Consider the following 24206-nt stretch of genomic DNA (forward strand, 5'->3'; position numbering starts at 1 on the left):
CACATGAACCGCCTTTCATCTCTCATGAGCCATCGCCTGGCCTGGCCCATCGTCACCCTCGTGCTCCTGCTCGCGGTGAACACGGCCTTCAATGCCAGCTTCCTGCACCTCGAATGGCGCGATGGGCACCTGTACGGCAGCCTGATCGACATCCTGAACCGCGCGGCGCCGCTGGTGCTGGTGTCGCTCGGCATGACGCTGGTCATCGCCACGCGCGGCATCGACATCTCGGTGGGCGCGGTGGTGGCCATCGCCGCGGCGCTCGCGGCCTGGATGATCGGCGGCTCGGTGGCCAGCGACGTGAGCCGCTTCCCCATGTCGCTTGCCATCCTCGCGGCCATCGGCATCGCGCTGTTGTGCGGGCTGTGGAACGGCCTGCTGGTCGCCAAGGTCGGCATGCAGCCGATCATCGCGACGCTGATCCTCATGGTGGCGGGGCGCGGCATTGCGCAGCTCATTGCCGACGGACAGATCATCACGATCTACTACAAGCCCTTCTTTTTCCTGGGCAGCGGCTACCTGCTGGGGCTGCCGTTCTCCCTGTTCATCGCGGCGGCGGTGTTCGTGCTGCTGTACCTGGCCATCACGCGCACCGCGCTCGGGCTGTTCATCCAGGCGGTGGGCATCAACCCGACGGCGGCGCGGGTGGCGGGCGTGCAGTCGCGGCGCCTGATCGTCGGGGCCTACGCGTTCTGCGGTGCCTGCGCCGGCGTGGCGGGCCTGCTGATCAGCTCCAACGTGAAGAGCGCGGACGGCAACAACGCGGGGCAGCTGATCGAGCTCGATGCGATCCTGGCGGTGACGCTGGGCGGCACGGCGCTGACCGGCGGGCGCTTCAGCCTCGTGGGCAGCGTGATCGGCGCGCTGATCATCCAGACGCTGACTTATGCGATCTATTCGCTGGGCGTGCCGCCGGAGATCAACCTGGTGGTGAAGGCGGGCGTGGTGTTCGCGGTGATGCTGCTGCAGTCGCCGGAGTTCAGGGCGCAAGTGCGGTCGCTGGTGCAGCGGCCCGCGCATGAAGGAGCGCGGTCATGAGCGCGGTGATCGACGTGACACCCTCGCCGCAACCTTCGCCCGCTTCTCCCGCGCGCGGGAAAGGAAGCAGGAAGGGGCTCAACCCCAAGTACCTGCCGCTGGCGGCGACCATCTCGCTGTTCGTGCTGGTGGCCACGCTGGGTTCGGTCTTCTACGACGGGTTCTTTTCGGCGCAGGTGTTCCTCAACCTGCTGATCGACAACGCCTTCCTCATCGTCGTGGCGGTGGGCATGACCTTCGTGATCCTCTCGGGCGGCATCGACCTGTCGGTGGGCTCGGTGATCGCGCTGACCACCATGGTGTCGGCCTCGCTGGTAGAAAAACACGGCTGGAGCCCCGGCGTGGTGATTCCGCTGGTGCTGGTGATGGGCACGGCCTTCGGCGCCTTCATGGGGCTGCTGATCGAACGCTACCGGCTGCAGCCCTTCATCGTCACGCTGGCGGGCATGTTCCTGGCGCGCGGGCTGTGCTACCTCATCAGCATCGACTCGATCAGCATCACCAACGCTTTCTATTCGGAGGTCTCGCAGATCCGCATTCCGGTCTGGGGCGAGGCCTCGGTGTCCATCAGCGCGGTGATCGCGGTGGCGGTGCTGCTGGCGGCGATATTCATCGCGCATTGCACGCCCTTCGGCCGCGCGGTGTACGCCATCGGCGGCAGCGAGCATTCGGCCATGCTGATGGGCCTGCCGGTGCGCCGCACGCTCATCGGCGTGTACACGCTCTCGGGTTTCTGCTCGGCGCTGGCGGGCGTGATCTTCACGTTCTACATGCTCTCGGGCTACGGCCTGCATGCGGTGGGGCTGGAGCTCGACGCCATCGCGGCGGTGGTGATCGGCGGCACGCTGCTCACGGGCGGCGTGGGCTACGTGGCGGGCACGCTGTTCGGCGTGCTGATGCTCGGGATCATCCAGACGCTGATTTCCTTCGACGGCACGCTGAGCTCGTGGTGGACCCGCATCGTGGTCGGCGCGCTGCTGTTCGTCTTCTGTTTGCTGCAACGCTTCTTTACCTCGCGCTCTCCACGGCGCTGATTCAACCCATGACAAAGAAACTTCGTTCGACCGAATGGTTCGGCTCGGCCGACAAGAACGGCTTCATGTACCGAAGCTGGATGAAGAACCAGGGCATTCCCGACCACGAGTTCGACGGCCGGCCGATCATCGGCATCTGCAACACCTGGTCGGAGCTCACGCCGTGCAACGCGCACTTCCGCAAGATCGCCGAGCACGTGAAGCGCGGCATCTCCGAGGCGGGTGGTTTTCCGGTGGAGTTCCCGGTGTTCTCCAACGGCGAATCGAACCTGCGGCCCACCGCGATGCTCACGCGCAACCTTGCGAGCATGGACGTGGAAGAGGCCATCCGCGGCAACCCGGTCGATGCGGTGGTGCTGCTCACGGGTTGCGACAAGACCACGCCCGCGCTGCTGATGGGCGCGGCGAGCTGCGACATACCGGCCATCGTGGTCACGGGCGGGCCGATGCTCAACGGCAAGCTCGACGGCAAGAACATCGGCTCGGGCACGGCCGTATGGCAGCTGCACGAATCGCTGAAGGCGGGCGAGATCAACCTGCACCAGTTCCTCTCGGCCGAAGGTGGCATGTCGCGCTCGGCGGGCACCTGCAACACCATGGGCACGGCCTCGACCATGGCCTGCATGGCCGAGGCGCTGGGCACCTCGCTGCCGCACAACGCGGCCATCCCGGCGGTGGATGCGCGGCGCTACGTGCTCGCGCAGATGTCGGGCATGCGCGTGGTCGAGATGGCGAAGGAGGGGCTCACGCTGTCGAAGATCCTCACGCGCGAGGCCTTCGAGAACGCCATCCGCGTGAACGCGGCCATCGGCGGGTCGACCAATGCGGTGATCCACCTGAAGGCGATCGCGGGGCGCATCGGCGTCGAGCTGGAGCTGGAAGACTGGACGCGCATCGGCAGCCATACGCCGACCATCGTCGACCTGATGCCTTCGGGGCGCTTCCTGATGGAGGAGTTCTACTACGCCGGCGGGCTGCCCGCCGTGCTGCGCAGGCTCGGCGAAGCCGGCCTGCTGCCGCATCCGGATGCGCTCACCGTCAACGGCCAGTCGATCTGGGACAACGTGCGCGAGGCGCCGAGCCTCGACGACGAGGTGATCCGCCCGCTCGACAAGCCGCTCATCGCCGATGGCGGCATCCGCATACTGCGCGGCAATCTGTCGCCGCGCGGCGCGGTGCTGAAGCCATCGGCCGCCACGCCCGAGCTGCTGAAGCATCGCGGCAAGGCGGTGGTGTTCGAGAACCTGGAGCACTACAAAGCGCGCATCGTCGACGAAGACCTCGACATCGACGCAAGCTCGGTGATGGTGCTGAAGAACTGCGGCCCCAAGGGCTATCCCGGCATGGCCGAGGTGGGCAACATGGGCCTGCCGCCCAAGCTGCTGCGCCAGGGCGTGAAGGACATGGTGCGCATCTCGGATGCGCGCATGAGCGGCACGGCGTACGGCACGGTGGTGCTGCACGTGGCGCCCGAGGCGGCCGATGGCGGCCCGCTCGCGGCGGTGCGCGACGGCGACTGGATCGAGCTCGACTGCGACGCGGGGCGGCTGCACCTGGACATCAGCGACGAGGAGCTGGCGGCGCGCCTGGCTTCGTTGTCGGCTTCGGACGCGCAGCCGATGAGCACGCGCGGCGGCGGCTACCAGAAGCTCTACGTCAACCACGTGCTGCAGGCCGACGAGGGCTGCGACTTCGATTTCCTGGTCGGCTGCCGCGGCGCCGCCGTTCCCCGCCATTCACACTGACTCACACACCAGCATGACCCCCAGATACCGCGGCATTTTCCCGGTGGTGCCCACCACCTTCACCGAACAGGGCGCGCTCGACATCGAGAGCCAGAAGCGCTGTGTCGACTTCATGATCGACGCGGGTTCGGACGGCCTGTGCATCCTCGCGAATTTCTCGGAGCAGTTCGTGCTGTCCGACGAGGAGCGCGAAGTGCTCACGCGCGCGATCCTCGAACATGTGAAGGGCCGCGTTCCTGTGATCGTGACCACCACGCACTACAGCACCAAGGTATGCGCCGAGCGCAGCCGCCGCGCGCAGGACATGGGCGCTGCAATGCTCATGGTGATGCCGCCCTACCACGGCGCGACTTTCCGCGTGCCCGAGCCGCAGATCTTCGAGTTCTATGCGCGGCTGTCGGACGCGGTGGGCATTCCGATCATGATCCAGGACGCGCCGGCCAGCGGCACCGTGCTGTCGGCGCCGTTCCTCGCGCGCATGGCGAAGGAGATCGAGCAGGTCGCGTACTTCAAGATCGAGACGGCCGGCGCGGCGTCGAAGCTGCGCGAGCTGATCCGCCTTGGCGGCGATGCCATCGAAGGGCCGTGGGACGGCGAAGAAGCCATCACGCTGATGCCCGACCTCGACGCGGGAGCGACCGGTTCGATGACCGGTGGCGGCTATCCGGACGGCATCAGGCCGATCATCGAGGCGCACCGTTCAGGCGACCGCGACAAGGCTTTCGCGCTCTACCAGCAGTGGCTGCCGCTGATCAACTACGAGAACCGGCAAGCCGGCCTGCTGGCCTGCAAGTCGCTGATGAAGGAGGGCGGCGTGATCGCATGCGAAGCGCCGCGTCATCCGCTGCCACCGATGCACCCCGACACGCGCACCGGACTGATCGAGACCGCGAGGCGGCTCGATCCGATGGTGCTGCGCTGGGGGAAGTGAAGAAGCTGGGAGAAGGAGAAAACGCGAACGCGCCTCAGGGGCCGTTCAGGCTTCGGGCGTGGGCGTGGCGCTGGCTTTTTCGAGTTCGCTGACCTGAAGTGACAGGTCGAACAGCTTGGACTTGCTGGCGTAATAGCGGTCGAGCCGCCATTCCTTCAGGATGTCCATGGCAAGCTGGAAGCTCTTGTAGTCGAGGTTGTAGAGCGTGATCAGTTCGAAGCTGCGTTCGGACTCGAGCGCCAACACGAGCTGGGCCAGAATCTTGGCCGATTCGTTGGCCGGGTCCGTTTCTATGAATCGGCGAGCGACCTTGATGGCATTCATGGGGAGTGGTTCCTCGGTAGGCAGGGACCGAGAACTATAGCTAGCACTCCTTTGCCTTTTATGACAGTCGTGTGACAACGGAGGGTATCCATTGGGGTTTCCCCTCAATTGCACACGAGGGCCGGTCCTGCCTCATGCGGCGGGCCAGCCCCGGGTCGCCGATCAGCGCATGGGACGCATCGGCATGGGCATCGGTTCCGGCGGCGGCGCCGGCACGACAGGCACCAGGGTGGTGGTCACCGATTCGCGGATCACGCCACCGCCCATCACGCTGCCGTCGACCATGGCGCGGGTGTCGCCCATGCTGCCGAGCACGCGTGCTTCGCAGGCCGAGCGCTCGGTAGGCGGCTGCAGGCTGCAGCGCGCCAGGGCATTGGCGCGGTAGTCCGGGGCGCTGGTCAGGCCGCCGCGGGCGGCTGCCTGGCGCGCCGCGCCCGCTTCGCGGATGCAGGCCGCACGGTCCTGCTGGTTGTGGCCGCAGACGGCCAGTTCCCGCTGGTACGTGCTGGAGGATTCGCCTGCGGCCGAGGCGATGGTGGTGGCGGTCAGCCCGCCTGCGGCGAGCAGGGCCAGGATGATCGAACGCGTATTGCTTTTCATGGACGGCTCCTTGGAGTCAGCTAAAAGAAAACCGGGGAATGTTGGACCGGCGTGGATGTGCCGGGTTCAACGTGCGGGCTGTGCCGGCAGCGGCGTCACGGTCTCGCGGATCACGCCGCCGCCCATCACGCTGCCTTCGGTGGTGGTGCGCGCGCCGCCCTTGATGCGGGCTTCGCATTCGGCCTGGTCGGGGCCGGGCTGCTCGCTGCAGCGGGCGAGTGCGTTGACCTGCTCGCGCGGGGCGCTCGGCGTGGTCAGGCCGTCGCGCCTGGCTTCCTGGCGTGCGGCGCCGGCTTCGCGCAGGCACGCGGCGCGGTCTTGCTGAACGCCGTCGCAGGTGGCGCGTTCCTTCTGCATCCGTGCATCGGAGCCCGGTGCCTGCGCGCTGGCCGTCTGGGCGCCGAAAACGATGAAGCCGCTGGCGGCGAAGAGTGCCGTGGCGGAAAGAAGTGAACGAACTGTTTTTGTCATGCGGGCTCCTTGGTTGGGCCACGCCCTCCGCGAAAGGAGGTGCGTGACCGGAGCCACAGTGTGGTGTCGGCGTGGGGTACGCGTCTGTGGGACAGGCCGCACCGCACGGCCGGGCCGGACGCGCCCATCGGTGTGGGACGTGTCCGGCAAGGCGGGCGTCAGCCCGCTGCGATGCGCTGCGCGAGGTGAGCGAGCGCTTCCTCGACCTGGTCGACGAGGATCAGCGAAAGATCGCCGGGCTGAAGGCGGGCCAGCGCGGTGTCGATGGCGACGAACTCGCCGCGGATCTCGTCGATGTAGCGCGTGCGCGCGGCGCCCTGCAGGCCCTGGCGCAGCAGCGCCATGACTTCGCCGTCGGCGCGGCCGCGCTGCGCCGCGTCCTGGTAGAGGATCACGTCGTCGAAGGCTTGGCCGAGGATGGCGGTCTGGTCGCGGATGTCGGAATCGCGCCGGTCGCCCGCGCCGCTGATGACCACCGAGCGCTTCTTCGCGGGCATGGTGTCCACGGCCGACACCAGCGCGCGCATGGCGTCGGTGTTGTGGCCGTAGTCGGCGATCACGGTGGCGCCGCGGTAGTCCATGACGTTGAAACGCCCGGGCACGCCGGCGGCGTCGTTCATGAAGCTCGCGAGGCCGCTGCGGATGGTGTCCCAGTCCAGGCCCACGGCCCACGCGGCGGCCACCGAGGCCATCACGTTGTCGACCTGGAAGCCGATGGTGCCGCCGCGGGTGATGGGCACGTCGCGCAGCGCGATGCGTTCGCGCCACGAGCCTTCGGCGGCCACCAGCGTGTCCTGGTCGACGTACACGGTGCGCTTGCCTTGCGCGCGGTGCGTGGCCATGACCGGGTGCATGCGGTCGGCGGTGAAGAAGATCACGTGGCCCGGGCAGCCCGCGGCCATGGCCGCGACGTTCGGGTCGGCGGCGTTGAGCACGGCGTAGCCGTCGGCGGCCACGTTGCGCACGATCACGCGCTTGAGCACCGCGAGGTCTTCCACCGTGGTGATGTAGTTCAGGCCCAGGTGGTCGCCGCTGCCGATGTTGGTGACCACGGCCACCTGGCAGCGGTCGAAGCCCAGGCCCTCACGCAGCACGCCGCCGCGGGCCACTTCGAACACCGCCGCGTCCACGTCGGGGTGCATGAGCACGTTGCGCGCGCTCTTGGGGCCGCTGCAGTCGCCGCTGTCGGTCTGGCGTCCGTCGACGTACACGCCGTCGGTGTTGGTCATGCCGGTGCGCAGGCCGCTGGAAGCCAGCAGGTGGTTGATGAGGCGCGCGGTGGTGGTCTTGCCGTTGGTGCCGGTGACGGCGACCACGGGGATGCGGCCGTCGTCGCCGTGGGCGAAGAGCGTGTCCATCACCGCTTCGCCCACCGCGCGGCCGCGGCCGAACGAAGGCGAGATGTGCATGCGCAGGCCGGGCGCGGCGTTCACTTCGACCACGCCGCCGTGCTGCTCCTCGAGCGGGCGCAGCACGTTCTCGCAGACCATGTCGACGCCGCAGATGTGCAGGCCGACCATCTGCGCCGCGTCGACGGCGCGCGCCGCGACTTCGGGGTGCACGGTGTCGGTCACGTCGGTGGCGGTGCCGCCGGTGGACAGGTTGGCGTTGTTGCGCAGCACCACGCGCTGGCCGCGCGCGGGCACGCTGTCGGGCGTGAGGCCCTGCGATTCGAGCCGGCCGATGGCGATGTCGTCCAGTCGGATCTTGGTGAGCGAGGTGGCATGGCCCTCGCCGCGGCGCGGGTCGAGGTTCACGGTGTCGACCAGCTGGCGCACGGTGAGCACGCCGTCGCCGATGACCTGCGGCGGATCGCGGCGCGCGGCCGCCACCAGGCGGTCGCCCACCACAAGCAGGCGGAAGTCGAAGCCGGGGAGAAACTTCTCGACCATCACCTCGCCGTAGGCGGCGGCCGAGTCGTAGGCCGAGAAAAGCTCTTCGCGCGTGTTGATGTTGACCGTGACGCCCTTGCCCTGGTTGCCGTCCTGCGGCTTCACCACCACGGGCAGCCCGATTTCGAGTGCGGCGGCCCAGCCGTCTTCGGCGTCGCGCACAGGGCGGCCCAGCGGCACCGGCACGCCGGCGGCATTGAGCAGCTGCTTGGTCAGTTCCTTGTCCTGCGCGATCGATTCGGCCACGCCGCTGGTGCTGTCGACCTCGGCGGCCTGGATGCGGCGCTGCTTGGAGCCCCAGCCGAACTGCACCAGGCTGCCGCTCGTGAGGCGGCGGTACGGAATGCCGCGCGCCACGGCGGCGTCGACGATGGAGCCGGTGCTCGGGCCCAGGCGCTCGGATTCGTCGAGGTCGCGCAGCTCGGTGATGGCGGCTTCGGCGTCGAACGGGGTGTCGGCCTGGGCAGCGGCGATGAGCTGTTCGGCCAGTTCGGCGGCGCGGCGGCCCACGGCCTCCTCGGTGTACTGGAACACGACCTGGTAGACGCCTTCTTCCACCGTGGGCGAGGTGTGGCCGAAGTTGACGGCGCAGCCGGCCTGGGCCTGCAGCGCGACGGCGGCGTTCTCGAGCACGTGGGCCAGCGCCAGCGGCTGGCCCAGCACCATCGGGTGCAGCTCGCCGATGGTGGGGAAGCGGGCGCGCAGGCGGTCCTCGAAGCCGGCGAGCCGGCTGACGGCGTTCTCGTCGCCGTGGCAGGCCACGACGGCCTCGATGGCGGTGTGGCGGCTCCAGAGGTTAGGCCCGCGGAGGGCCCGGATGCGGGTGACTTTCATGGTCGGCGTGGGACTGCTTGCGGGCTGGCGCGGGGGCTCAGGCCAGCTGGGGTTGAAGGGGCTGGGTCTGCGACAGCTGGAGCGAGGCCAGCGCGGCCTGCAGGTCGGCCTCGAAGGCCTCCACGCCGGCGCCGATCAGGTTCAGCGGAATGCCCATGGCCCAGGCTGCGGCCACGGCGGCCAGCAGGCTTTCGAGGCTCACGCCGGCATGGGTGGCGCGCCACACGGTCAGCCGGCCGAGGCCGGGCAGGAACGACTCGCTGCTGCCGTTGGCCAGCACCACGCGGTCCTGCCGCACCAGCACGGCCTTGCCGCCGGCGGCCTGGTGTGCGGTGAGCGCGGCGGCCTGCGGGTCGGCCGCATAGAGGATGACGGCGCCGTCGCACAGCGGCGCGAGGCCGGCCACGCGGGCGTCGTCGGCATTCAGCACGGCGGTACCTTCGGACAGCACCACGTCGACCTGCGTGCGCAGCACCTTGACCATCTGGTCGCTCTCGGTGATGTCGTAGTCGGCCAGGGCTTCGCAGCCGTCGAGGTCGGTGACGATGCCGACTTCGCAGCGGTCGTAGGAGAGGCCGTCGCGCAGGATGGTCTCGGCGCCGTTCTCGATCACCACGGCCTGCACGGCGCGGTTCACGAGCAGGCGGTGGCCGGCGTCCCAGTTGGCGCTGTCGCGCGCGTCGACGCGGCGGCGCTCCAGGAACAGGCCGTCGCGGCAGGCCAGGCCGGTGTGGCGCCCGCCCAGGCCGACCAGCCACGCCACCAGGCGCGCCAGCACGGCGGTGTCGCGCGAGCCGGCCACGCCGACCACGGGGATGCGGCCGGGCGCGTCGTTGGGGAACAGGTGGTCGCAGATGGCGCGGCCCACCGGGCGCGGCGAACCGACGGCCGGCTTCAGGTGCATCAGCAGGCCGGGGCCGGCGTTGACTTCGACGATGGCGCCGCGCTGCGGGCCCAGCGGCTTGGAGATGTCCAGCGCCACGAGGTCGATGCCGGCAATGTCGAGGCCCACCACGCGCGCGGCCAGCACGGCGGCGTGCGCGACTTCGGGGTGGACCTGGTCGGTGCAGTCGTTGGCCATGTTGCCGTTGCGCTGGATCGTGACCACGCGGCCGGCGGCCGGCACGGCGTCGGCGTCCAGCTCCTGGCGCTTGAGTTCGAGCTGCAGCTTGGCGTCGGTGTCGATGACGATCACGTCGAGCGGGAACTCTTCCTCGGCGCCGCGGCGCGGGTCGCTGTTGAGCTGTTTCTCGATCAGTTCGCGCACCGTGGCCTGGCCGTCGCCGGTCACGGTGATGATCTCGCCGCGCGCGGCCGCCACCACTTCGCCGCCCACCACCAGCAGGCGGTGTTCGTGGCCGCGGATGAAGCGCTCGACCATCACGTCGCTGCCCTCGGGCTCGGCGACCGCGAAGGCGGCAATGACTTCCTCGCGGGTGGTCAGTTCGAGCGAGACGCCCCGGCCGTGATTGGCATCGGATGGCTTCACGACCACGGGCAGGCCGATGTCCTCGGCGGCTTCCCAGGCTTCTTCGGCGTTGGCGACTACCTGGCCTTCGGGCACGGGCACGCCGCAGCTCGCGAGCAGGGACTTGGTCAGTTCCTTGTCGCTGGCGATCGATTCGCCGATGGCGCTGGTGTAGTCGGTTTCGGCGGTCCAGATGCGCTGCTGGTTGGCGCCGTAGCCCAGTTGCACCAGGTTGCCGCTGTTCAGCCGCATGTGGGGAATGCCACGGTCGGTGGCGGCGGCCACGATGGCGGCGGTGCTCGGGCCGAGGTAGCAGTCCTCGACCTTGGCCTTGACCGCGTCGACGGCCTTCTGCACGTCGGCGGCGGTGAACGGGTCGTTGTTGATGGCGGCCATCAGCATGCGGTGGCCCTCGGCGAGCGCCACGCGGGCGACCTGCTCGTCGCGCGCCCGGAACACCATGCGGTACACGCCGTGTTCGGAAGTACTGCGGGTTTGCCCGAAGCCGGTGGGCATGCCGGCCAGGTTCAGCAGCTCGATGACCACGTGTTCGAGCACGTGGCCCGACCATGTGCCTTCGGTCAGGCGCTGGATGAAGCCGCCGCGCTCGCCGACGCCGCAGTGGTGCTCGATGAGCGCCGGCAGCAGCCCGGTCAGGCGGTCGGTGAAGCCGTCTATCTTGTTGGAGGGGTAGTCTTCCAGTTGACCCAGATCGAGCCAGACTTCGAGCACCGGACGGTAGGTCCAGAGATTGGGACCGCGCAAATAATTGATGCGCAGCAATTGGATGTCGTCGAAACGGGTCATGCAAACGTTCGATGTGCTTTGGCCGAGCACCGCGGCGCCTTCAAGCGCGCCCATGGCGATCGGTCAGAATCGGCGCCCGACCAAGGGCGCCATGACGCGGTCCATGCGGCCCGCGACGGGCAAGAGTCAAAGAAACACAATGCAACATCACGATCCAGTCGGCACCCGGGAGGGCGAAACAGAGGCGGCTTCAGACGCGCTGAAAAACCGGCTCGCAGTCGCGGAAAACGTTCTGGTAATACTGTCGGTTGACCTCGACGACCAACTTCGCTTCGCTTGCGGCCTAGTCGCCCTGACTGACCGGCGCCTGATCGCGCTCGATCCGGGCGGCGAATGGCGTGAGTGGCCACTGACGGACGCCTCCCTGGCGCTGCGGCTTTCCGACCATTCCGGCGTCGGAACCCTTGATTTGACGGGCTCCGAGGGCCGGTTGGCCCGCTGGCGCTACACCCTGGCCCACCAGGTGGCGGCGCTGCGCCTGCTCAAGCTTTTCGGCCAGCGCGCGTCCGATGTCGCCAAGGCGACACCCGAGCCGGCCGAGGCCGCCGACGGCGACGATGCCGCCGTTGCCGACACCGAACTCCAGACCCCGCCCTCGACCTGGGTGCTGCTGCGCCTGGGCCGTTTCGCCAAGCCGTACCGCAAGCAGCTGATCCTGGGGTTTGTCCTGACCCTGATTTCCACCGCCGCCACCCTGGTGCCGCCGTACCTGACCATCCCGCTGATGGACGACATCCTGATTCCGTTCCAGAACGGGCAGAAGATCGACACCATGCGCGTCGGCCTGTACCTGGGCGGACTGCTGGTCGCGGCGCTGGTCGGCTGGGGGCTGGGCTGGGCGCGCACCTACCTGCTGGCGCTGGTGTCCGAGCGCATCGGCGCCGACCTGCGCACCACCACCTACGAGCACCTGCTGACCCTGCCGCTCGACTATTTCGGCGGCAAGCGCACCGGCGACCTGATGGCGCGCATCGGCTCGGAAACCGACCGCATCAACGTTTTCCTGTCGTTGCACGCGCTGGATTTCGCCAACGACGTGCTGATGATCGTGATGACCGCCGTCATCCTGATCTCCATCAATCCGCTGCTGGCGGTGGTCACGCTGGTGCCGCTGCCCTTCATCGCCTGGATGATCCACGTCGTGCGCGACCGCCTGCGCACCGGCTTCGAGAAGATCGACCGCGTCTGGTCGGAGGTGACCAACGTGCTGGCCGACACCATTCCCGGCATCCGCGTGGTCAAGGCCTTCGCGCAGGAACGCCGCGAGGCCGAGCGCTTCCGCGTCGCCAACGCCTACAACCTTCAGGTCAACGACAAGCTCAACCGCACCTGGTCGCTGTTCACGCCGACCGTGTCGCTGCTCACCGAAATCGGCCTGCTCGTGGTCTGGGCCTTCGGCATCTGGCAGGTGGCGCGCGGCAGCATCACGGTGGGTGTGCTCACCGCCTTCATCGCGTACATCGGCCGTTTCTATACGCGGCTCGACTCCATGAGCCGCATCGTCTCGGTCACGCAGAAGGCGGCGGCCGGCGCCAAGCGCATCTTCGACATCCTCGACCACGTGAGCAACGTGCCCGAGCCAGCCAACCCGGTGAAGGTGGAGCGCGTGCAGGGGCGCATCGAGATGAGCGGGCTGGGTTTCCGCTACGGCTCGCGCGCCGTCATCCACGACCTCGACCTGGTGATCGAGCCCGGCGAGATGATCGGCCTGGTGGGCCACAGCGGCTCGGGCAAGAGCACGCTGGTCAACCTGATCTGCCGCTTCTACGACGTGACCGACGGCGCCATCAAGGTCGACGGCACCGACATCCGCCGCTTCGCCGTGGCCGACTACCGGCGCCACGTGGGGCTGGTGCTGCAGGAGCCGTTCCTTTTCTTCGGCACCATCGCGCAGAACATCGCCTACGGCAAGCCCGACGCCACGCGCGAAGAGATCGTGGCCGCCGCGCGCGCCGCGCACGCGCACGACTTCATCCTGCGGCTGCAGCACGGCTACGACTCGCTGGTGGGCGAGCGCGGGCAGGGCCTGTCGGGCGGCGAGCGCCAGCGCATCAGCATTGCGCGGGCGCTGCTGATCGACCCGCGCATCCTGATCCTCGACGAGGCCACCTCGGCGGTGGACACCGAGACCGAGAAGGAAATCCAGAAGGCGCTCGACAACCTCGTGCAGGGGCGCACCACCATCGCCATCGCGCACCGCCTGTCGACGCTGCGCAAGGCAGACAGGCTCGTGGTCATGGACCGTGGCGAAGTGGTCGAGGTCGGGCCGCACGACGCCTTGATGGCGAAGCAGGGCGCCTACTGGCGGCTCTACCAGGCGCAGTTGCGCCAGGCCGACGACGATGCGAGCGAAGGTGCCGCGAACGAGCGCGCCAGCGCGCAGGCACCTTTGCCCATCGCCCACGCAGCCCATCCGGCGGGGGACGCATGAATACCCACAGCAGCAACGACTTCCAGCTGGAGCGCGACGCCTTTGGCCGCCTAGTACTGACCGACGCGCAAGGCGAACGCCACGCCGGCGTCGTGCCGGTGCGGGCCTTTCCGCTGAGCGCGCCGGGCCACGGCGTGTCGCTGGTGGGCAGCGAAGGGCGCGAACTGGTCTGGATCGACAGCGTCGATCAACTGCCGGCGCAGGCCAAGGCGCTGCTGCAGGAAGAACTCGCGGTGCGCGACTTCGCACCCACGCTGCTGCGCCTGCATGGCGTGTCGAGCTTCGGCGTGCCCAGCACCTGGACCATCAGCACCGACCGTGGCGACACCTCCTTCGTGCTGAAGGCCGAGGAAGACATCCGCCGGCTCGAAGGCGGTGCGCTGCTCATTGCAAGCGCGCACGGCGTGCAGTTCCGCATTCCCGATGTGAAGACGCTTGACCGGGCCTCGCGCAAGCTGCTAGAGCGTTTTCTCTGAGTACCAAAGAAAAAGCCCCGCAGCCTTTTCAGGGGCTCGGGGCCATGCGCGGCGCACCGCGCAAGCCGGGCTGAACCCGGTCAGTCCAGCAGGTCCGAGTAGTCGCCGCGCTCGTAGGCTTCGGTGGCCTTCCACGGCAAGGTCTTCGGCGCCGGGATGGCCGAGGCGGTCATGACGTTGACGGAAGTACCGCGCGCGTTGCGCTGCTCGATCTTGCGGGCATACCTGCCGGCCGTGTCCCAGTCGATGCGAAGCGTGCCCTCGCCCTGCTTCAGTTCGTAGCGTTGCACGCCCTTGCCCGCCGCGCCCAGGTCTTTCATGCGCGCCAGGCTCGCCGGATCGACCAGCCAGTAGGAGTTGGCCCACGAGCCGCTGTAGCCGACGTTGCCGTAGTTGGCCGCGTCGATGTCGATCAGCTTGCGCTGCTCGCGCAGCACCATGCCCACCTGCACCTTGCCCGCGGCGTCGCGGCGCACCCACAGCGGGGCGGCCGTGTTGTCCGCGTGGGCGTGGCCGATGTGCACCTTGCCCTCGCGGGCTTCGTGGTCGTGGTCCTCGCGCAGCGCGGGCGGCAATTCGCGCTCGACCCACACCGAGCCGGCACGGCGGAACATCAGGTCGGCGTAGCGGCTCTCGCGTTGGACGCCGTCCTTGCCGATCGACATCATGTGGTGCTGGATGCGCAGGTTCTGGTCCGGCGCCTCGGCATCGCCCGCGGCGCTGGCTGCCAGCGGCAAGGCCACCAGGGCGGTTGCCGCCAGCAGCGTCTTGAGCGTCACGGATGCGGTCACAGGCCGGCCGCTTCCTTGACCTTGTTGAACACCTTGATGTTCTCCAAGGTGCCCTTGAAGATCTTCGAACCGGCGCCGCCGGCGAACAGCATCACGTCTCCGCCGCCGTGGGTTTCAGCGCCGGGCGAACCCAGGTTGATGCCAACTTCCTGCAGGAAGTTGTCGTCGGTGGTGTCCATGGCGGTCTGGTCGTCGCGCGAGGCGGCGCGCGCGGGGGCGATCCACTTCTTGTTGCCGTCTTCCGCGTTGACGTCGCTGCCGGCGGTCGCGTTGGGGCGTCCGCCGTTGCCGAACACCAGCGTGGTGTACGGCTTGCCGTCCGCTGCCTTCGTGAGCTTGCCGTCGGCATAGCCGTTGACCAGGCCCAGGATCGGGTTGCCGATCTTCGGATAGCCGTTGAAGGCGATCGCGTGGTCATGGTCGGCGGTGACCACCACCAGCGTGTTCTTCAGGCCCGGGTCCTTCTTGTTCATGAAGTCGAGCGCGGTCTGGATGGCCGCGTCGAAGGCCAGCGTGTCTTCCAGCGCGCGCTTGGCATTGGTGCCGTGCAGGGCGTGGTCGATGCGGCCGCCTTCCACCATCAGGAAGAAGCCCTTGTCGTTCTTGCTGAGCACGCCGAGGGCCTTCTCGGTCATGTCCGACAGGCTGGGCTGGTCCAGGCTCTGCTTCGTGCGGTCGAGCTCGTAGGCCATCTCGCTTTGGGAGAACAGGCCCAGCAGCTTGCCGGTTGCGGCCGTGTCGACGGCCTTGAGCTTGGTGCCGGTGTCGACGTAGGTGTAGCCCTTGGCCTTCATTGCGGCCACCAGGTCGACGCCGTCGGTCCGCTTGCTGCTGGGGTTGGTCGCCACCGGCAGGTAGTTGCGCTGGCCGCCACCCATCAGCACATCGACGCCGTCGAGCAGCTTGGGGTTGTAGTTGGCATGGCCCGGCACGCTCTGCTCGGCAATGGTGTTGTAGCCGTTGCGATTGCAGATGTGGGCATAGGTGGTGGCCGGCGTGGCGTGGCCCACGCGCGTGGTCGAAACGGCGCCCACCGAACGGCCCTTGGCCTTGGCCAGCTCGAGCAGCGTGTCGGCGGCCTTGCCGTTGGTCGGCGGGCAGGTGGTGTTCTCGCCGTTGATGTATTGCTTGCCGGTGCTGTCCACGGCAACGGTGTCGCTCGACATCGAGATCACCTCGTTGCGCATCTTCACGCCGGTCATGTAGGCGGCCATCGAGGGGGCGCTGTCGGTGGTCTGGCCGTCGAGCGAATAGGTCTTCACGCGGGCCGCGTACGGCAGCGACTGCATGACGAGGTTCGCGCGCTCCGGGCTCACCAGCGAGCCGGGCTTGGCCGCCAGCTGCTTTTCGCCCTTGTAGATGCGCGCGGCGGTCACGGTGACCGGGCCCATGCCGTCGCCGAGGAAGAAGATGACGTTCTTGGCTTCGCCGGCGGCGTGTGCGCTGCCGGCCAGGGTGCCGGCGGCGGCGCAGAAGAGGGCGGCGGCCAGGCGGGTCTTGCGGGTGATGCGGTTCATGGTCGTGTTCATGTTGGTGTTCGTCGATGAGCGCTTGCGGCCCCTCACAGGCCGACCGCCTTCTTGATCAGGCCGAACACGTCGGTGTTGGTGATGACGCCGGAGAAGTTGTCGGCGCCCAGGCCTTGCGCGCCGAGGAACACGTCGGCACCGCCGTGGGTTTCGGAGTCGCTGGCCGCGTCCGTGGGAACCACGGCTTCCTGCCTGTAGTCCTTGCTTTCCAGCGCGGTGCTGTCGATGGGGCCGCGCGTGGCCAGGCGGACAGGGCCGTTGCCGAAACCGATGATGGTGTACGGGTTGCCGTCCACGTCCTTGCTGGTCTTGCTGTTGTCGACGTAGTCCTTCACCAGGCCCAGCACGCCCGGCTTGCCCGGCTCGGTCTTGCCGGTGCGCGCCGCATAGCCGTTGAGCTGCAGCGTGTGGTCATGGTCGGCCGTGACCACCACCAGCGTGTTCTTCAGGCCCGGGTCGATGGCCTGCATCTTGTCGAGCGCGAGCTTGATGGCGTCGTCGAAGGCGCCGGTGTCCTGCAGGGCGCGGCGGGCGTTGGTGGCGTGCAGCGCATGGTCGATGCGGCCGCCTTCCACCATCAGGAAGAAGCCCTTCTTGCGCGCGGCCAGTGCGTCGATGGCCTTGCCGGTCATTTCGGCCAGGCTCGGCTCCTTGGTGGCGTCGCGGTCCAGGTCGTAGGCCATGTGGCTCTTGGTGAAGAGGCCGGCGATCTTGGTGGTGCCGTCGACTGGCAGCTTGTCGAACTCGGTTTTGCTGCCTGCGTAGCTGTACTTGGCGGTCTTCAGTTCGGCGATCAGGTCGCGCTTGTCGTTGCGCTTGCCGCCCGCTTCCTTGGAAAGGAAGTAGTCCGTGCCGCCGCCGAAGAACACGTCGACGCCGTCGCCCAGCTTGCCGTTGTAGCCCGCGCCGCCCGGCACCAGCGCCGCGGCGATGGTGTTCTCGGCGTCGCGGTGGCACACGTGCGAGTACGTGGCGGCAGGCGTGGCGTGCGTGATGCGCGTGGTGGTCACCACGCCGGTCGCATAGCCCTTGGCCTTGCTCTGCTCAAGCAGGGTCTCGACGGCCTGGCCGTTGCCCGAGGGGCAGGTGCTGTCGAAGTTGACGTGATAGGCCTTGCCCGAGGCGTCGGTGGCCTTGGTCTCGGGGCTCATGGAGATGACTTCGTTGTTCATCTTCACGCCGGTCATGTAGGCCGACATCGACGGCGCGCTGTCGGTCACCTGGGCGTCGTTCGAATAGGTGTGGACGAAGGCCGTCTCGGGCAGCGTGTCCATCGTCAGGTCGCCGTCTTCGCCGACCTTGTAGATGCGCGCGGCGGTCATGGTGGTGATGCCCATGCCGTCGCCCAGGAAGAACAGCACATTCTTCTGGGGCTGTGCGGCGGGCTGCTGCGGTTGCTGCGGCAGCGGCAGCAGCTGGGGGCCTTGGTTGCTGCCGCCGCAGGCGGACAGCAATAGCGAAGCGCCCAGCAGCGCTGGGGCAATGAAGCGTTGGGTCATGCGACTCCTCCGGAGGATTGTTTGAGTAGTGCGCGTGGCGCACAGATGTTCCGGAGGTGAAATCTAAAGACGTCACGTGACTCGGCCATGACGACGCATGTCCGTTGAAAAAGTTCAGCGAATTTCAAGAAAGAAACACGCCGGAAGACTCCGGCGTGTCATGCCCGCTTGCTAGCGGGGATGGGGCTTGCTCAGCGCGCCGCCATCCAGCGCCAGGCCACCGCGCCCGCCGCCGCCGCCACGCCGCTCACCACCGTGCCCCAGGCGATGTCGATGAACGACAGGGCCAGCGGCCAGTTGCGGATCACCGCCAGGTTGGTCAGGTCGTACGTGGCGTAGCAGAACATGCCGAACAGCGCGCCCAGCACGGCCGCGCGAACCACGCTCTGCGCCTCGACGCCGGGCATGATCGCGAACAGCAGCAGGCCTATCGGGTAGACCAGGTAGAAAACAGCGGCAAAGGCCAGGCGCGGATTCGGCGACATCAGGTCGCCCATGGCCTCCTGGTACATGCCCTTGGCGACGACGCCCAGCCAGATCATGTCGATCACCAACAGCACCACGAAGGTGACTGCCCATGCAACCAAGTGTTTAGTGCTCATTCGCGGCATGGTATCCGCGCAGCCTGGGCGGCCTGCGAAAATTGCGCCTTTGGACTACAACGGCCCGCCGTTGACGGATATGCCCCTGCACACCACCGCCCTCGTTCTTTTCTCCGGCGGCCAGGACTCGACCACCTGCCTCGCCGACGCGCTCTCGAAATACCAGCGCGTCGAAACCCTGGGCTTCGACTACGGGCAGCGCCACCGCGTCGAGCTCGACGTGCGCGGCACCATCCTCGCGAAGATGCGCGAGCGCTTTCCCGAGTGGGCGCCCCGCCTGGGCGAAGACCACGTGCTCACGCTGGCGGCGCTGGCGCAGCTCGGCGGCTCCTCGCTGACCGAGGAGGTCGCCTTCGCGATGCAGGCCGACGGCCTGCCCAACACATTCGTGCCGGGGCGCAACCTGCTGTTCCTCACGCTGGCCGGCGCGCTGGCGTACCGGCGCGGGCTGCAGGTGATCGTCACCGGCGTCTGCGAAACCGACTTCTCGGGCTATCCCGACTGCCGCGACGACACCATGAAGGCCATGCAGCTCGCCTTGTCGCTCGGGCTGGAGCGCCGCCTCGTCATCGAGACGCCGCTCATGTGGATCGACAAGGCCGAGACCTGGCAGATGGCCCACCGCCTGGGCGGCGAGCCGCTGGTCGACCTGATCGTCGAGGAAACCCACACCTGCTACCTCGGCGACCGCACGCATCGCCAGGCCTGGGGCTATGGCTGCGGCGAGTGCCCCGCCTGCGACCTGCGCAAGAAGGGCTGGGAGCGCTACGCCGCCGCCGGCTGAACGGCCGCGGTGTCCAGCCGGTAGCGCGGCCCGCCGCCGGTCGCGCCCTCTGCCTGCGGCACCATGGTCCAGCGCTGGTTGTGGAAGTCGCCCACGGCCGCGCGGTGCGCGATGGACACCATCGCGCCGCCGGCCGCCTGCACCGTGGCCGCGAGGCGCTTGTAGAGCACGCCCTCGGCCTGCGCGTCCAGCGCGCTGGTGATCTCGTCGGCGAACAGCCACGCCGGCTTCTTCAGCAGCACGCGCGCAATGGCCAGGCGCTGCTGCTCGCCGCCGGAGAGTTTCTGGCTCCAGGCGTCGCTCTCGTCGAGGCGGTTCACCAGGTCGGGCAGCAGGGCGTCGGCCAGGGCCTGGCGCAGCTGGTCGTCGTTGAAGTTCGTGGCCGGGTTGGGGTAGGTCAGCGCGTCGCGCAGCTTGCCGTCGGGCACATAGGGACGCTGCGGCATGAAGGCGACGTTGTCAGGCACCTGCAGCCGGCCTTTCGAGAACGGCCAGATGCCCGCGAACGAGCGGAACAGCGTCGACTTGCCGCTGCCCGACGGGCCCTGCAGCAGCACGCTGTCGCCGGGCTTGACCGCCAGGGCGGCGCCGGCGAGCAGCGGCGTGCCGTCGGGCAGCGCGACGCCCAGGTCATCGCTGTGCAGCACCGCGGCAGGCGCACGCTGCAGGCCTTCGTCCTGCGCGGCATGGGCGGCCATGCTGTCGTCGAAGCCGGTGAGACGGTCGGTGGTGGCGCGCCACACGGCCACGCTGTCGTAGTTGTCGACGAACCAGCTGAGCGACTCCTGCACCTTGCCGAAGGCCGAGCCGATCTGCATCAGGTGGCCCAGCTGGAACGCGCCGCCAAAGTACTGCTGCCCCGCCACCAGGAACGGAAAGATCACGGCCGCCTGCCCGAAGAACGAAGTGAAGGTGACCAGGTTCTTCTGCTGCTTGATCAGCAGCAGGTAGTTGCGCAACACGTTGCTGAAGCGCAGGTCGAGCTGGTCGCGCTCGACCTTCTCGCCGTGGTCCAGCGCGATGGCCTCGCTGTATTCGCGCACCCGCACCAGGTGGTGCCGGAAGTCGGCCTCGAAGCGCTGCTGCCTGAAATTCAGGCCGATCAGCGGGCGGCCGATGAAATGCGTGATGACGGTGCCCAGCACGGAATATCCCAGCGCCACCCAGACCATCGCGCCGACGATCTGGTGGGTGGTGCCGTTGAACGTGAACGAGAAATTGCCCGACAGCCCCCACAGCAGCCCGATGAAGCTCATGAGCGTGACCACGGCGTTCAGCAGGCCCATGGAGAGAGACATCGTGGCGCTGGTGAAGATCTGCATGTCTTCCTGGATGCGCTGGTCCGGGTTGTCCGGCGTCTGCCCGTCCTTGCCGGCGTAGCGCGCCAGTTCCAGGTGATAGAAGGTGCGGTCGGCCATCCAGCGCGACAGGTAGCTGCGCGTCATCCAGGTGCGCCAGCGCAGCTGCAGCAGCTGGGTCACATAGAACTTGAGCACCTGCACCGCGATGTTGGCGAAGGCGATCCAGCCGAACACGCCCACCTCGTGCCAGAAGACCACCGCGTTCTTGTTCTGCAGCGCGTCGTAGAAGCGGCCGTACCACTCGTTGCCGAGCACGGCCACGTACACGTAGAACAGGTTCAGCGCGACGATGGTCAGCAGCATCGCGCGGGCGCGCCACTTTTCCTCGGAGCTGAAGTAGGGCGCCGCGAGCTTGAATACCCGGCGCAGGACCTGGACCAGCGTGCCCGTGCGCGCGGTGATGGAGGGGGATGAAGACATGCGGTTTTCCTCTCGGCGCTCGTGCGCCGCTCGCCATGAGGAAAACATATGTTTCTTAGATGGGGCTGAATCGCTCCCGCCGCCTCGAGAACCGCTCAGTTCAGCATCACCCGCGCCGCGACGGCCAGGAAATGCGCCAGCGGGGGCGTCTTCAGTCCTTCCGTCTTCGCCTCTTCGTCCCACAGGCGCAGCCGCACGGCGTCGTCGGCCCAGTGGTGCTCGGCAAAGCGCCGGGCCGCCTCGTCGTCCATCACGCCGCCCTGCAGCGCGAGGCTGCGCACCGAGTCGGGCGAGAGTTTCGAGAAATAGCCGGGCCGCGTGGCGCACAGGTAGCGCTTGGCGTCCACGTGCAGCCGTATGGGCTCGCGCACCTCGACGTCGAAGGCGCCGCGCAGCAGGGGCAGGGCGATGTACTGGTGGCGGTCGTCGATGCCGAGCTCTGTAGGAGAGTGCGATAGCGTCTGGTGCTCGGCGATCAGCAGGTGGCCCAGGTCGTGCAGCAATGCGGCCGTCACCAATGAGTCGCTGGCGCCGGCCTGTTCCGCGAGCCAGGCGCATTGCAGCGCGTGTTCGAGCTGCGTGACGGGCTCGCCCGCATAGGCAACCCCGCCCCGTTCGGCGAACAGGCGGGCGATCTCGGCGAGGTCGAGTGTCATGGAAGTGGAACGCAGCGGGCGGAGGGAAAGCGCGGGTGACAGCGCGCGAAGTCTGGCGCGCAGCGGTGACATGCGGATGACGACGCTTGTTGCCCTGGCGCCATTTTGGGGATTTGTGTTTTTTTGAGGCATCTGACAAATCCCTGTCACATGCCGCTGCCAGCATCGCCGCATTCGTCGCTGGACAGGATTTGCGTACTTTCGGTCTCCTGCCCGCAGCGTCTTGCGAATTGCGTCACTTCTTTTTCCACTTGGGAATCTCCACCATGCTGCACCGTCAACTCCGCCGCGCCTTCGTGCCGGCCGTCCTGTTCTCGCTGGCATTTGCCGCATCGGCCCAGGGCCGCACCGAACTGCTGGTCTATACCGCGCTCGAGGCCGACCAGGTGCAGGCCTACAAGGCCGCCTTCGAAAAGGAGAACCCGAGCATCGAACTGAAGTTCGTGCGCGACTCCACCGGCATCGTCACCGCCAAGCTGCTGGCCGAAAAGGCCAACCCGCAGGCCGACGTGGTGTGGGGCCTGGCCGCCACCTCGCTGATGCTGCTCGACAAGGAAGGCATGCTCCAGCCCTACGCGCCCAAGGGCCTGGACGCCATCAAGCCCAACATGCGCGATGCGGCCAACCCGCCCAAGTGGGTCGGCATGGACGTGTGGTCGTCGGCCATCTGCTTCAACACCGCCGAAGCCGCGAAGAAGAACCTGCCCAAGCCCACCAGCTGGGCCGACCTGACCAACCCGGTCTACAAGGGCCAGATCACCATGCCCAACCCCGCCGCGTCGGGCACCGGCTACCTGATGGTCTCGGGCTGGATCCAGATGATGGGTGAAGAAAAGGCGTGGAAGTACATGGACGCGCTGCACCAGAACATCGGCATCTACAGCCAGTCGGGCAGCAAGCCCTGCCGCCAGGCCGGCGCCGGCGAGTTCGCGCTGGGCATGTCCTTCGAATACCGCGCCAACAAGACCAAGCGCGAAGGCGCGCCCATCGACATCGTGCTGCCGAAGGAAGGCCTCGGCTGGGACATGGAAGCCACCGGCATCATCAAGACCAGCAAGAAGCAGGAAGCCGCCAAGGCGCTGGCCGACTGGGCCGTCACCAGGCAGGCCAACGAGCTGTATGCCAAGAACTTCGCCGTGCTGGCGCTGCCGGGCGTGCAGGAAAAGCTCGAGTTCGTGCCGGGCGACGTCGAGAAGCTGCTGGCCAAGAACGACTTCGCCTGGGCTGCCGCCAACCGCGACCGCATCCTGACGGAGTGGTCCAAGCGCTACGAGTCCAAGTCGGAAAAGAAGCCCCTCTGATCCAACCCCCAGGCGGTATCCGGCCATGACGAGCAGCAGCTTTCTTTCCCTTCGCGGCATCGGCAAGTCCTTTGGCGCCACCCGCGTGCTCGACGGCATCGACCTCGACATCGAGCCCGGCGAGTTCGTGTGCCTGCTCGGCCCCTCGGGCTGCGGCAAGACCACGCTGCTGCGCATCGTCTGCGGCATCGAGCGTGCCGACAGCGGCCGTATCCTGCTGGGCGGGCAGGACATCGCGGGCCTGCCGCCCGCGGCGCGCGGCTTCGGGGTGGTGTTCCAGTCGTATGCGCTGTTCCCCAACCTCACGGCCGCGCAGAACATCGCCTACGGCCTGCACCCCACCGGCGCGCTGGCCCGCGAGATGGCCAAGCGCTCGCGCGAGATGCTCGACCTGGTCGGGCTGGCCGCGCATGCCGACAAATACCCGGTGCAGCTCTCGGGCGGCCAGCAGCAGCGTGTTGCGCTGGCACGTGCGCTTGCGCCCAATCCGCGCCTGCTGCTGCTCGACGAGCCGCTCTCCGCGCTCGACGCGCAGGTGCGCGCCAGCCTGCGCAGCGAAATCCGCGCGCTCCAGAAGCGCCTGGGCATCGTCACCATCATGGTCACGCACGACCAGGAAGAAGCCCTGTCGATGGCCGACCGCGTGGTGCTGATGCACAACGGCCGCATCGAGCAGGCCGGCACGCCCGACGAGCTGTACCGCCAGCCGCGCACCCGTTTCGTGGCCGGTTTCGTGGGCCGCATGAACATGCTGCCCGCCACGGTGCTGGCCGACGGCAAGGTACGCGTGCGCGACAGCGAGCTGCTTTGCGCCCCCGGTAACCTGAGCGTCGGCGCGCAGGCCACCGTGGGCATCCGCCCCGAGCACGTGGTCGTGAAGCGCTACGGCACCGAACTCGGCGCCAACAGCTTCGCGGCGCGCCTGCTCGACACCGAATTCTTCGGCAACCGCACCTCGGCCCGCCTGGCCTGCGAGCCGCTGGGCATCGAGATCGAAGCCGAGCTGCCGGCCGACGCGCGCGGCGGTGGCGGCGAGCCGCTTGTGCCGAGCAGCATGGTGCACATCCAGTTGCCGTTGAATGCGCTGTCCGTTCTGGCGCATTGAGATGAGCGGTTGTCCTTTGGGTTTTCGTGTTGTGCCTGACGTTCGCCTTTCAGGGCGCGCTCACGCCGACGGGGTACCTTGCTCCGCGAATGTCCCCCGGCCTGCGG

General features: G+C 68.0%; 20 protein-coding genes. 9 read left to right on the plus strand and 11 right to left on the minus strand.

Annotated features, from left to right (window positions below; genetic code table 11):
- The first annotated feature begins 3 nt into the window (after nt 1–3).
- The 4 genes from QRN67_RS20345 to QRN67_RS20360 are packed head-to-tail and all read left to right on the plus strand — an operon-like array spanning nt 4 to nt 4748.
- Complete coding sequence (locus QRN67_RS20345) at nt 4–1038, plus strand: ABC transporter permease (RefSeq protein WP_285413298.1); 1035 nt, start codon at nt 4–6, stop codon at nt 1036–1038.
- Entirely contained in the window at nt 1035–2072 is a 1038-nt protein-coding gene (gene yjfF / locus QRN67_RS20350; RefSeq protein ID WP_081268551.1) for a galactofuranose ABC transporter, permease protein YjfF, read from the plus strand. Before QRN67_RS20345 ends, yjfF begins: the two co-directional genes overlap by 4 nt.
- 8 nt (nt 2073–2080) lie before the next feature.
- Nucleotides 2081–3817 (plus strand): IlvD/Edd family dehydratase, encoded by a 1737-nt coding sequence (locus QRN67_RS20355; RefSeq protein ID WP_081268550.1) that lies wholly within the window; start codon nt 2081–2083, stop codon nt 3815–3817.
- Between the two features lie 13 nt (nt 3818–3830).
- Nucleotides 3831–4748, plus strand: coding sequence for a dihydrodipicolinate synthase family protein (locus QRN67_RS20360; RefSeq protein WP_081268549.1), 918 nt, complete (start codon nt 3831–3833; stop codon nt 4746–4748).
- Between the two features lie 45 nt (nt 4749–4793).
- Here QRN67_RS20360 and QRN67_RS20365 read toward each other — a convergent pair whose 3' ends face one another.
- The 5 genes from QRN67_RS20365 to QRN67_RS20385 form a co-directional block, all read right to left on the minus strand.
- Entirely contained in the window at nt 4794–5072 is a 279-nt protein-coding gene (locus tag QRN67_RS20365) for a hypothetical protein (protein ID WP_081268548.1), read from the minus strand.
- Between the two features lie 162 nt (nt 5073–5234).
- The gene (locus QRN67_RS20370; protein WP_285413299.1) at nt 5235–5672 is read right to left on the minus strand and encodes a hypothetical protein; all 438 of its coding nucleotides are present in this window, start codon (nt 5670–5672) and stop codon (nt 5235–5237) included.
- A 66-nt stretch (nt 5673–5738) separates the two neighbouring features.
- On the minus strand, nt 5739–6143 hold the full coding sequence (locus QRN67_RS20375) for a hypothetical protein (protein WP_106935620.1): 405 nt from the start codon (nt 6141–6143) through the stop codon (nt 5739–5741).
- A 158-nt stretch (nt 6144–6301) separates the two neighbouring features.
- The gene (gene cphA, locus QRN67_RS20380) at nt 6302–8869 is read right to left on the minus strand and encodes a cyanophycin synthetase (RefSeq protein WP_106935619.1); all 2568 of its coding nucleotides are present in this window, start codon (nt 8867–8869) and stop codon (nt 6302–6304) included.
- 37 nt (nt 8870–8906) lie between these two features.
- Nucleotides 8907–11144, minus strand: a complete 2238-nt coding sequence (locus QRN67_RS20385; RefSeq protein WP_503010924.1) for a cyanophycin synthetase — start codon at nt 11142–11144, stop codon at nt 8907–8909.
- Nucleotides 11145–11283: 139 nt separating this feature from the next.
- Here QRN67_RS20385 and QRN67_RS20390 point away from each other — a divergent pair, with 139 nt between their 5' ends.
- Nucleotides 11284–13575: a cyanophycin metabolism-associated ABC transporter gene (locus QRN67_RS20390; RefSeq protein ID WP_285413301.1), complete on the plus strand. Its 2292-nt coding sequence runs from the start codon at nt 11284–11286 to the stop codon at nt 13573–13575.
- The gene (locus QRN67_RS20395; RefSeq protein ID WP_285413302.1) at nt 13572–14051 is read left to right on the plus strand and encodes a cyanophycin metabolism-associated DUF1854 family protein; all 480 of its coding nucleotides are present in this window, start codon (nt 13572–13574) and stop codon (nt 14049–14051) included. The genes QRN67_RS20390 and QRN67_RS20395 overlap by 4 nt, the downstream gene beginning before the upstream one ends.
- Nucleotides 14052–14131: 80 nt before the next feature.
- Here the strand turns inward: QRN67_RS20395 and QRN67_RS20400 are convergent, their stop codons facing one another.
- From QRN67_RS20400 to QRN67_RS20415, 4 genes are all read right to left on the minus strand, one after another.
- Nucleotides 14132–14842 carry a hypothetical protein gene (locus QRN67_RS20400; protein WP_285413303.1) on the minus strand — a complete coding sequence of 237 codons (711 nt, stop codon included), beginning with the start codon at nt 14840–14842 and terminating at the stop codon, nt 14132–14134.
- On the minus strand, nt 14839–16371 hold the full coding sequence (locus QRN67_RS20405) for an alkaline phosphatase (protein WP_285413305.1): 1533 nt from the start codon (nt 16369–16371) through the stop codon (nt 14839–14841). The genes QRN67_RS20400 and QRN67_RS20405 overlap by 4 nt, the downstream gene beginning before the upstream one ends.
- Nucleotides 16372–16403: 32 nt before the next feature.
- On the minus strand, nt 16404–17870 hold the full coding sequence (locus QRN67_RS20410; RefSeq protein ID WP_081268540.1) for an alkaline phosphatase: 1467 nt from the start codon (nt 17868–17870) through the stop codon (nt 16404–16406).
- A 191-nt stretch (nt 17871–18061) separates the two neighbouring features.
- On the minus strand, nt 18062–18472 hold the full coding sequence (locus QRN67_RS20415; protein ID WP_081268539.1) for a DUF2177 family protein: 411 nt from the start codon (nt 18470–18472) through the stop codon (nt 18062–18064).
- A 79-nt stretch (nt 18473–18551) separates the two neighbouring features.
- On the opposite strand from QRN67_RS20415, the gene queC reads away from it, so the two are divergent.
- The gene (queC, locus tag QRN67_RS20420; RefSeq protein ID WP_081268538.1) at nt 18552–19256 is read left to right on the plus strand and encodes a 7-cyano-7-deazaguanine synthase QueC; all 705 of its coding nucleotides are present in this window, start codon (nt 18552–18554) and stop codon (nt 19254–19256) included.
- Here the strand turns inward: queC and QRN67_RS20425 are convergent.
- Nucleotides 19238–21037 (minus strand): ABC transporter ATP-binding protein/permease, encoded by a 1800-nt coding sequence (locus tag QRN67_RS20425; protein WP_285413306.1) that lies wholly within the window; start codon nt 21035–21037, stop codon nt 19238–19240. The genes queC and QRN67_RS20425 overlap by 19 nt on opposite strands.
- 95 nt (nt 21038–21132) lie before the next feature.
- A complete protein-coding gene (locus tag QRN67_RS20430) occupies nt 21133–21693 on the minus strand; it encodes a phosphonate degradation HD-domain oxygenase (RefSeq protein WP_081268536.1) in 561 nt (186 codons plus the stop codon).
- Between the two features lie 266 nt (nt 21694–21959).
- Here QRN67_RS20430 and QRN67_RS20435 point away from each other — a divergent pair, with 266 nt between their 5' ends.
- Nucleotides 21960–22994, plus strand: coding sequence for a putative 2-aminoethylphosphonate ABC transporter substrate-binding protein (locus QRN67_RS20435; RefSeq protein ID WP_285413307.1), 1035 nt, complete (start codon nt 21960–21962; stop codon nt 22992–22994).
- Nucleotides 22995–23019: 25 nt separating this feature from the next.
- Nucleotides 23020–24099 carry an ABC transporter ATP-binding protein gene (locus QRN67_RS20440; RefSeq protein ID WP_081268534.1) on the plus strand — a complete coding sequence of 360 codons (1080 nt, stop codon included), beginning with the start codon at nt 23020–23022 and terminating at the stop codon, nt 24097–24099.
- Nucleotides 24100–24206 lie beyond the last annotated feature (107 nt).

Source organism: Variovorax sp. efr-133-TYG-130 (genome assembly GCF_030208835.1).
Taxonomy (GTDB): domain Bacteria; phylum Pseudomonadota; class Gammaproteobacteria; order Burkholderiales; family Burkholderiaceae_C; genus Variovorax.

Excerpts from the sequence above, each read along its gene's own strand:
- QRN67_RS20425 (WP_285413306.1), bottom strand. The coding sequence starts at position 21,037 with ATGTCTTCATCCCCCTCCATCACCGCGCGCACGGGCACGCTGGTCCAG.
- QRN67_RS20415 (WP_081268539.1), bottom strand. The coding sequence starts at position 18,472 with ATGAGCACTAAACACTTGGTTGCATGGGCAGTCACCTTCGTGGTGCTG.
- QRN67_RS20370 (WP_285413299.1), bottom strand. The coding sequence starts at position 5,672 with ATGAAAAGCAATACGCGTTCGATCATCCTGGCCCTGCTCGCCGCAGGC.
- QRN67_RS20385 (WP_503010924.1), bottom strand. The coding sequence starts at position 11,144 with ATGACCCGTTTCGACGACATCCAATTGCTGCGCATCAATTATTTGCGC.
- QRN67_RS20360 (WP_081268549.1), top strand. The coding sequence starts at position 3,831 with ATGACCCCCAGATACCGCGGCATTTTCCCGGTGGTGCCCACCACCTTC.
- QRN67_RS20355 (WP_081268550.1), top strand. The coding sequence starts at position 2,081 with ATGACAAAGAAACTTCGTTCGACCGAATGGTTCGGCTCGGCCGACAAG.
- QRN67_RS20430 (WP_081268536.1), bottom strand. The coding sequence starts at position 21,693 with ATGACACTCGACCTCGCCGAGATCGCCCGCCTGTTCGCCGAACGGGGC.
- QRN67_RS20440 (WP_081268534.1), top strand. The coding sequence starts at position 23,020 with ATGACGAGCAGCAGCTTTCTTTCCCTTCGCGGCATCGGCAAGTCCTTT.
- QRN67_RS20405 (WP_285413305.1), bottom strand. The coding sequence starts at position 16,371 with ATGAACACGACCATGAACCGCATCACCCGCAAGACCCGCCTGGCCGCC.
- QRN67_RS20395 (WP_285413302.1), top strand. The coding sequence starts at position 13,572 with ATGAATACCCACAGCAGCAACGACTTCCAGCTGGAGCGCGACGCCTTT.
- QRN67_RS20375 (WP_106935620.1), bottom strand. The coding sequence starts at position 6,143 with ATGACAAAAACAGTTCGTTCACTTCTTTCCGCCACGGCACTCTTCGCC.
- QRN67_RS20435 (WP_285413307.1), top strand. The coding sequence starts at position 21,960 with ATGCTGCACCGTCAACTCCGCCGCGCCTTCGTGCCGGCCGTCCTGTTC.
- QRN67_RS20345 (WP_285413298.1), top strand. The coding sequence starts at position 4 with ATGAACCGCCTTTCATCTCTCATGAGCCATCGCCTGGCCTGGCCCATC.
- QRN67_RS20410 (WP_081268540.1), bottom strand. The coding sequence starts at position 17,870 with ATGACCCAACGCTTCATTGCCCCAGCGCTGCTGGGCGCTTCGCTATTG.
- QRN67_RS20390 (WP_285413301.1), top strand. The coding sequence starts at position 11,284 with ATGCAACATCACGATCCAGTCGGCACCCGGGAGGGCGAAACAGAGGCG.
- yjfF (WP_081268551.1), top strand. The coding sequence starts at position 1,035 with ATGAGCGCGGTGATCGACGTGACACCCTCGCCGCAACCTTCGCCCGCT.
- queC (WP_081268538.1), top strand. The coding sequence starts at position 18,552 with ATGCCCCTGCACACCACCGCCCTCGTTCTTTTCTCCGGCGGCCAGGAC.
- cphA (WP_106935619.1), bottom strand. The coding sequence starts at position 8,869 with ATGAAAGTCACCCGCATCCGGGCCCTCCGCGGGCCTAACCTCTGGAGC.
- QRN67_RS20365 (WP_081268548.1), bottom strand. The coding sequence starts at position 5,072 with ATGAATGCCATCAAGGTCGCTCGCCGATTCATAGAAACGGACCCGGCC.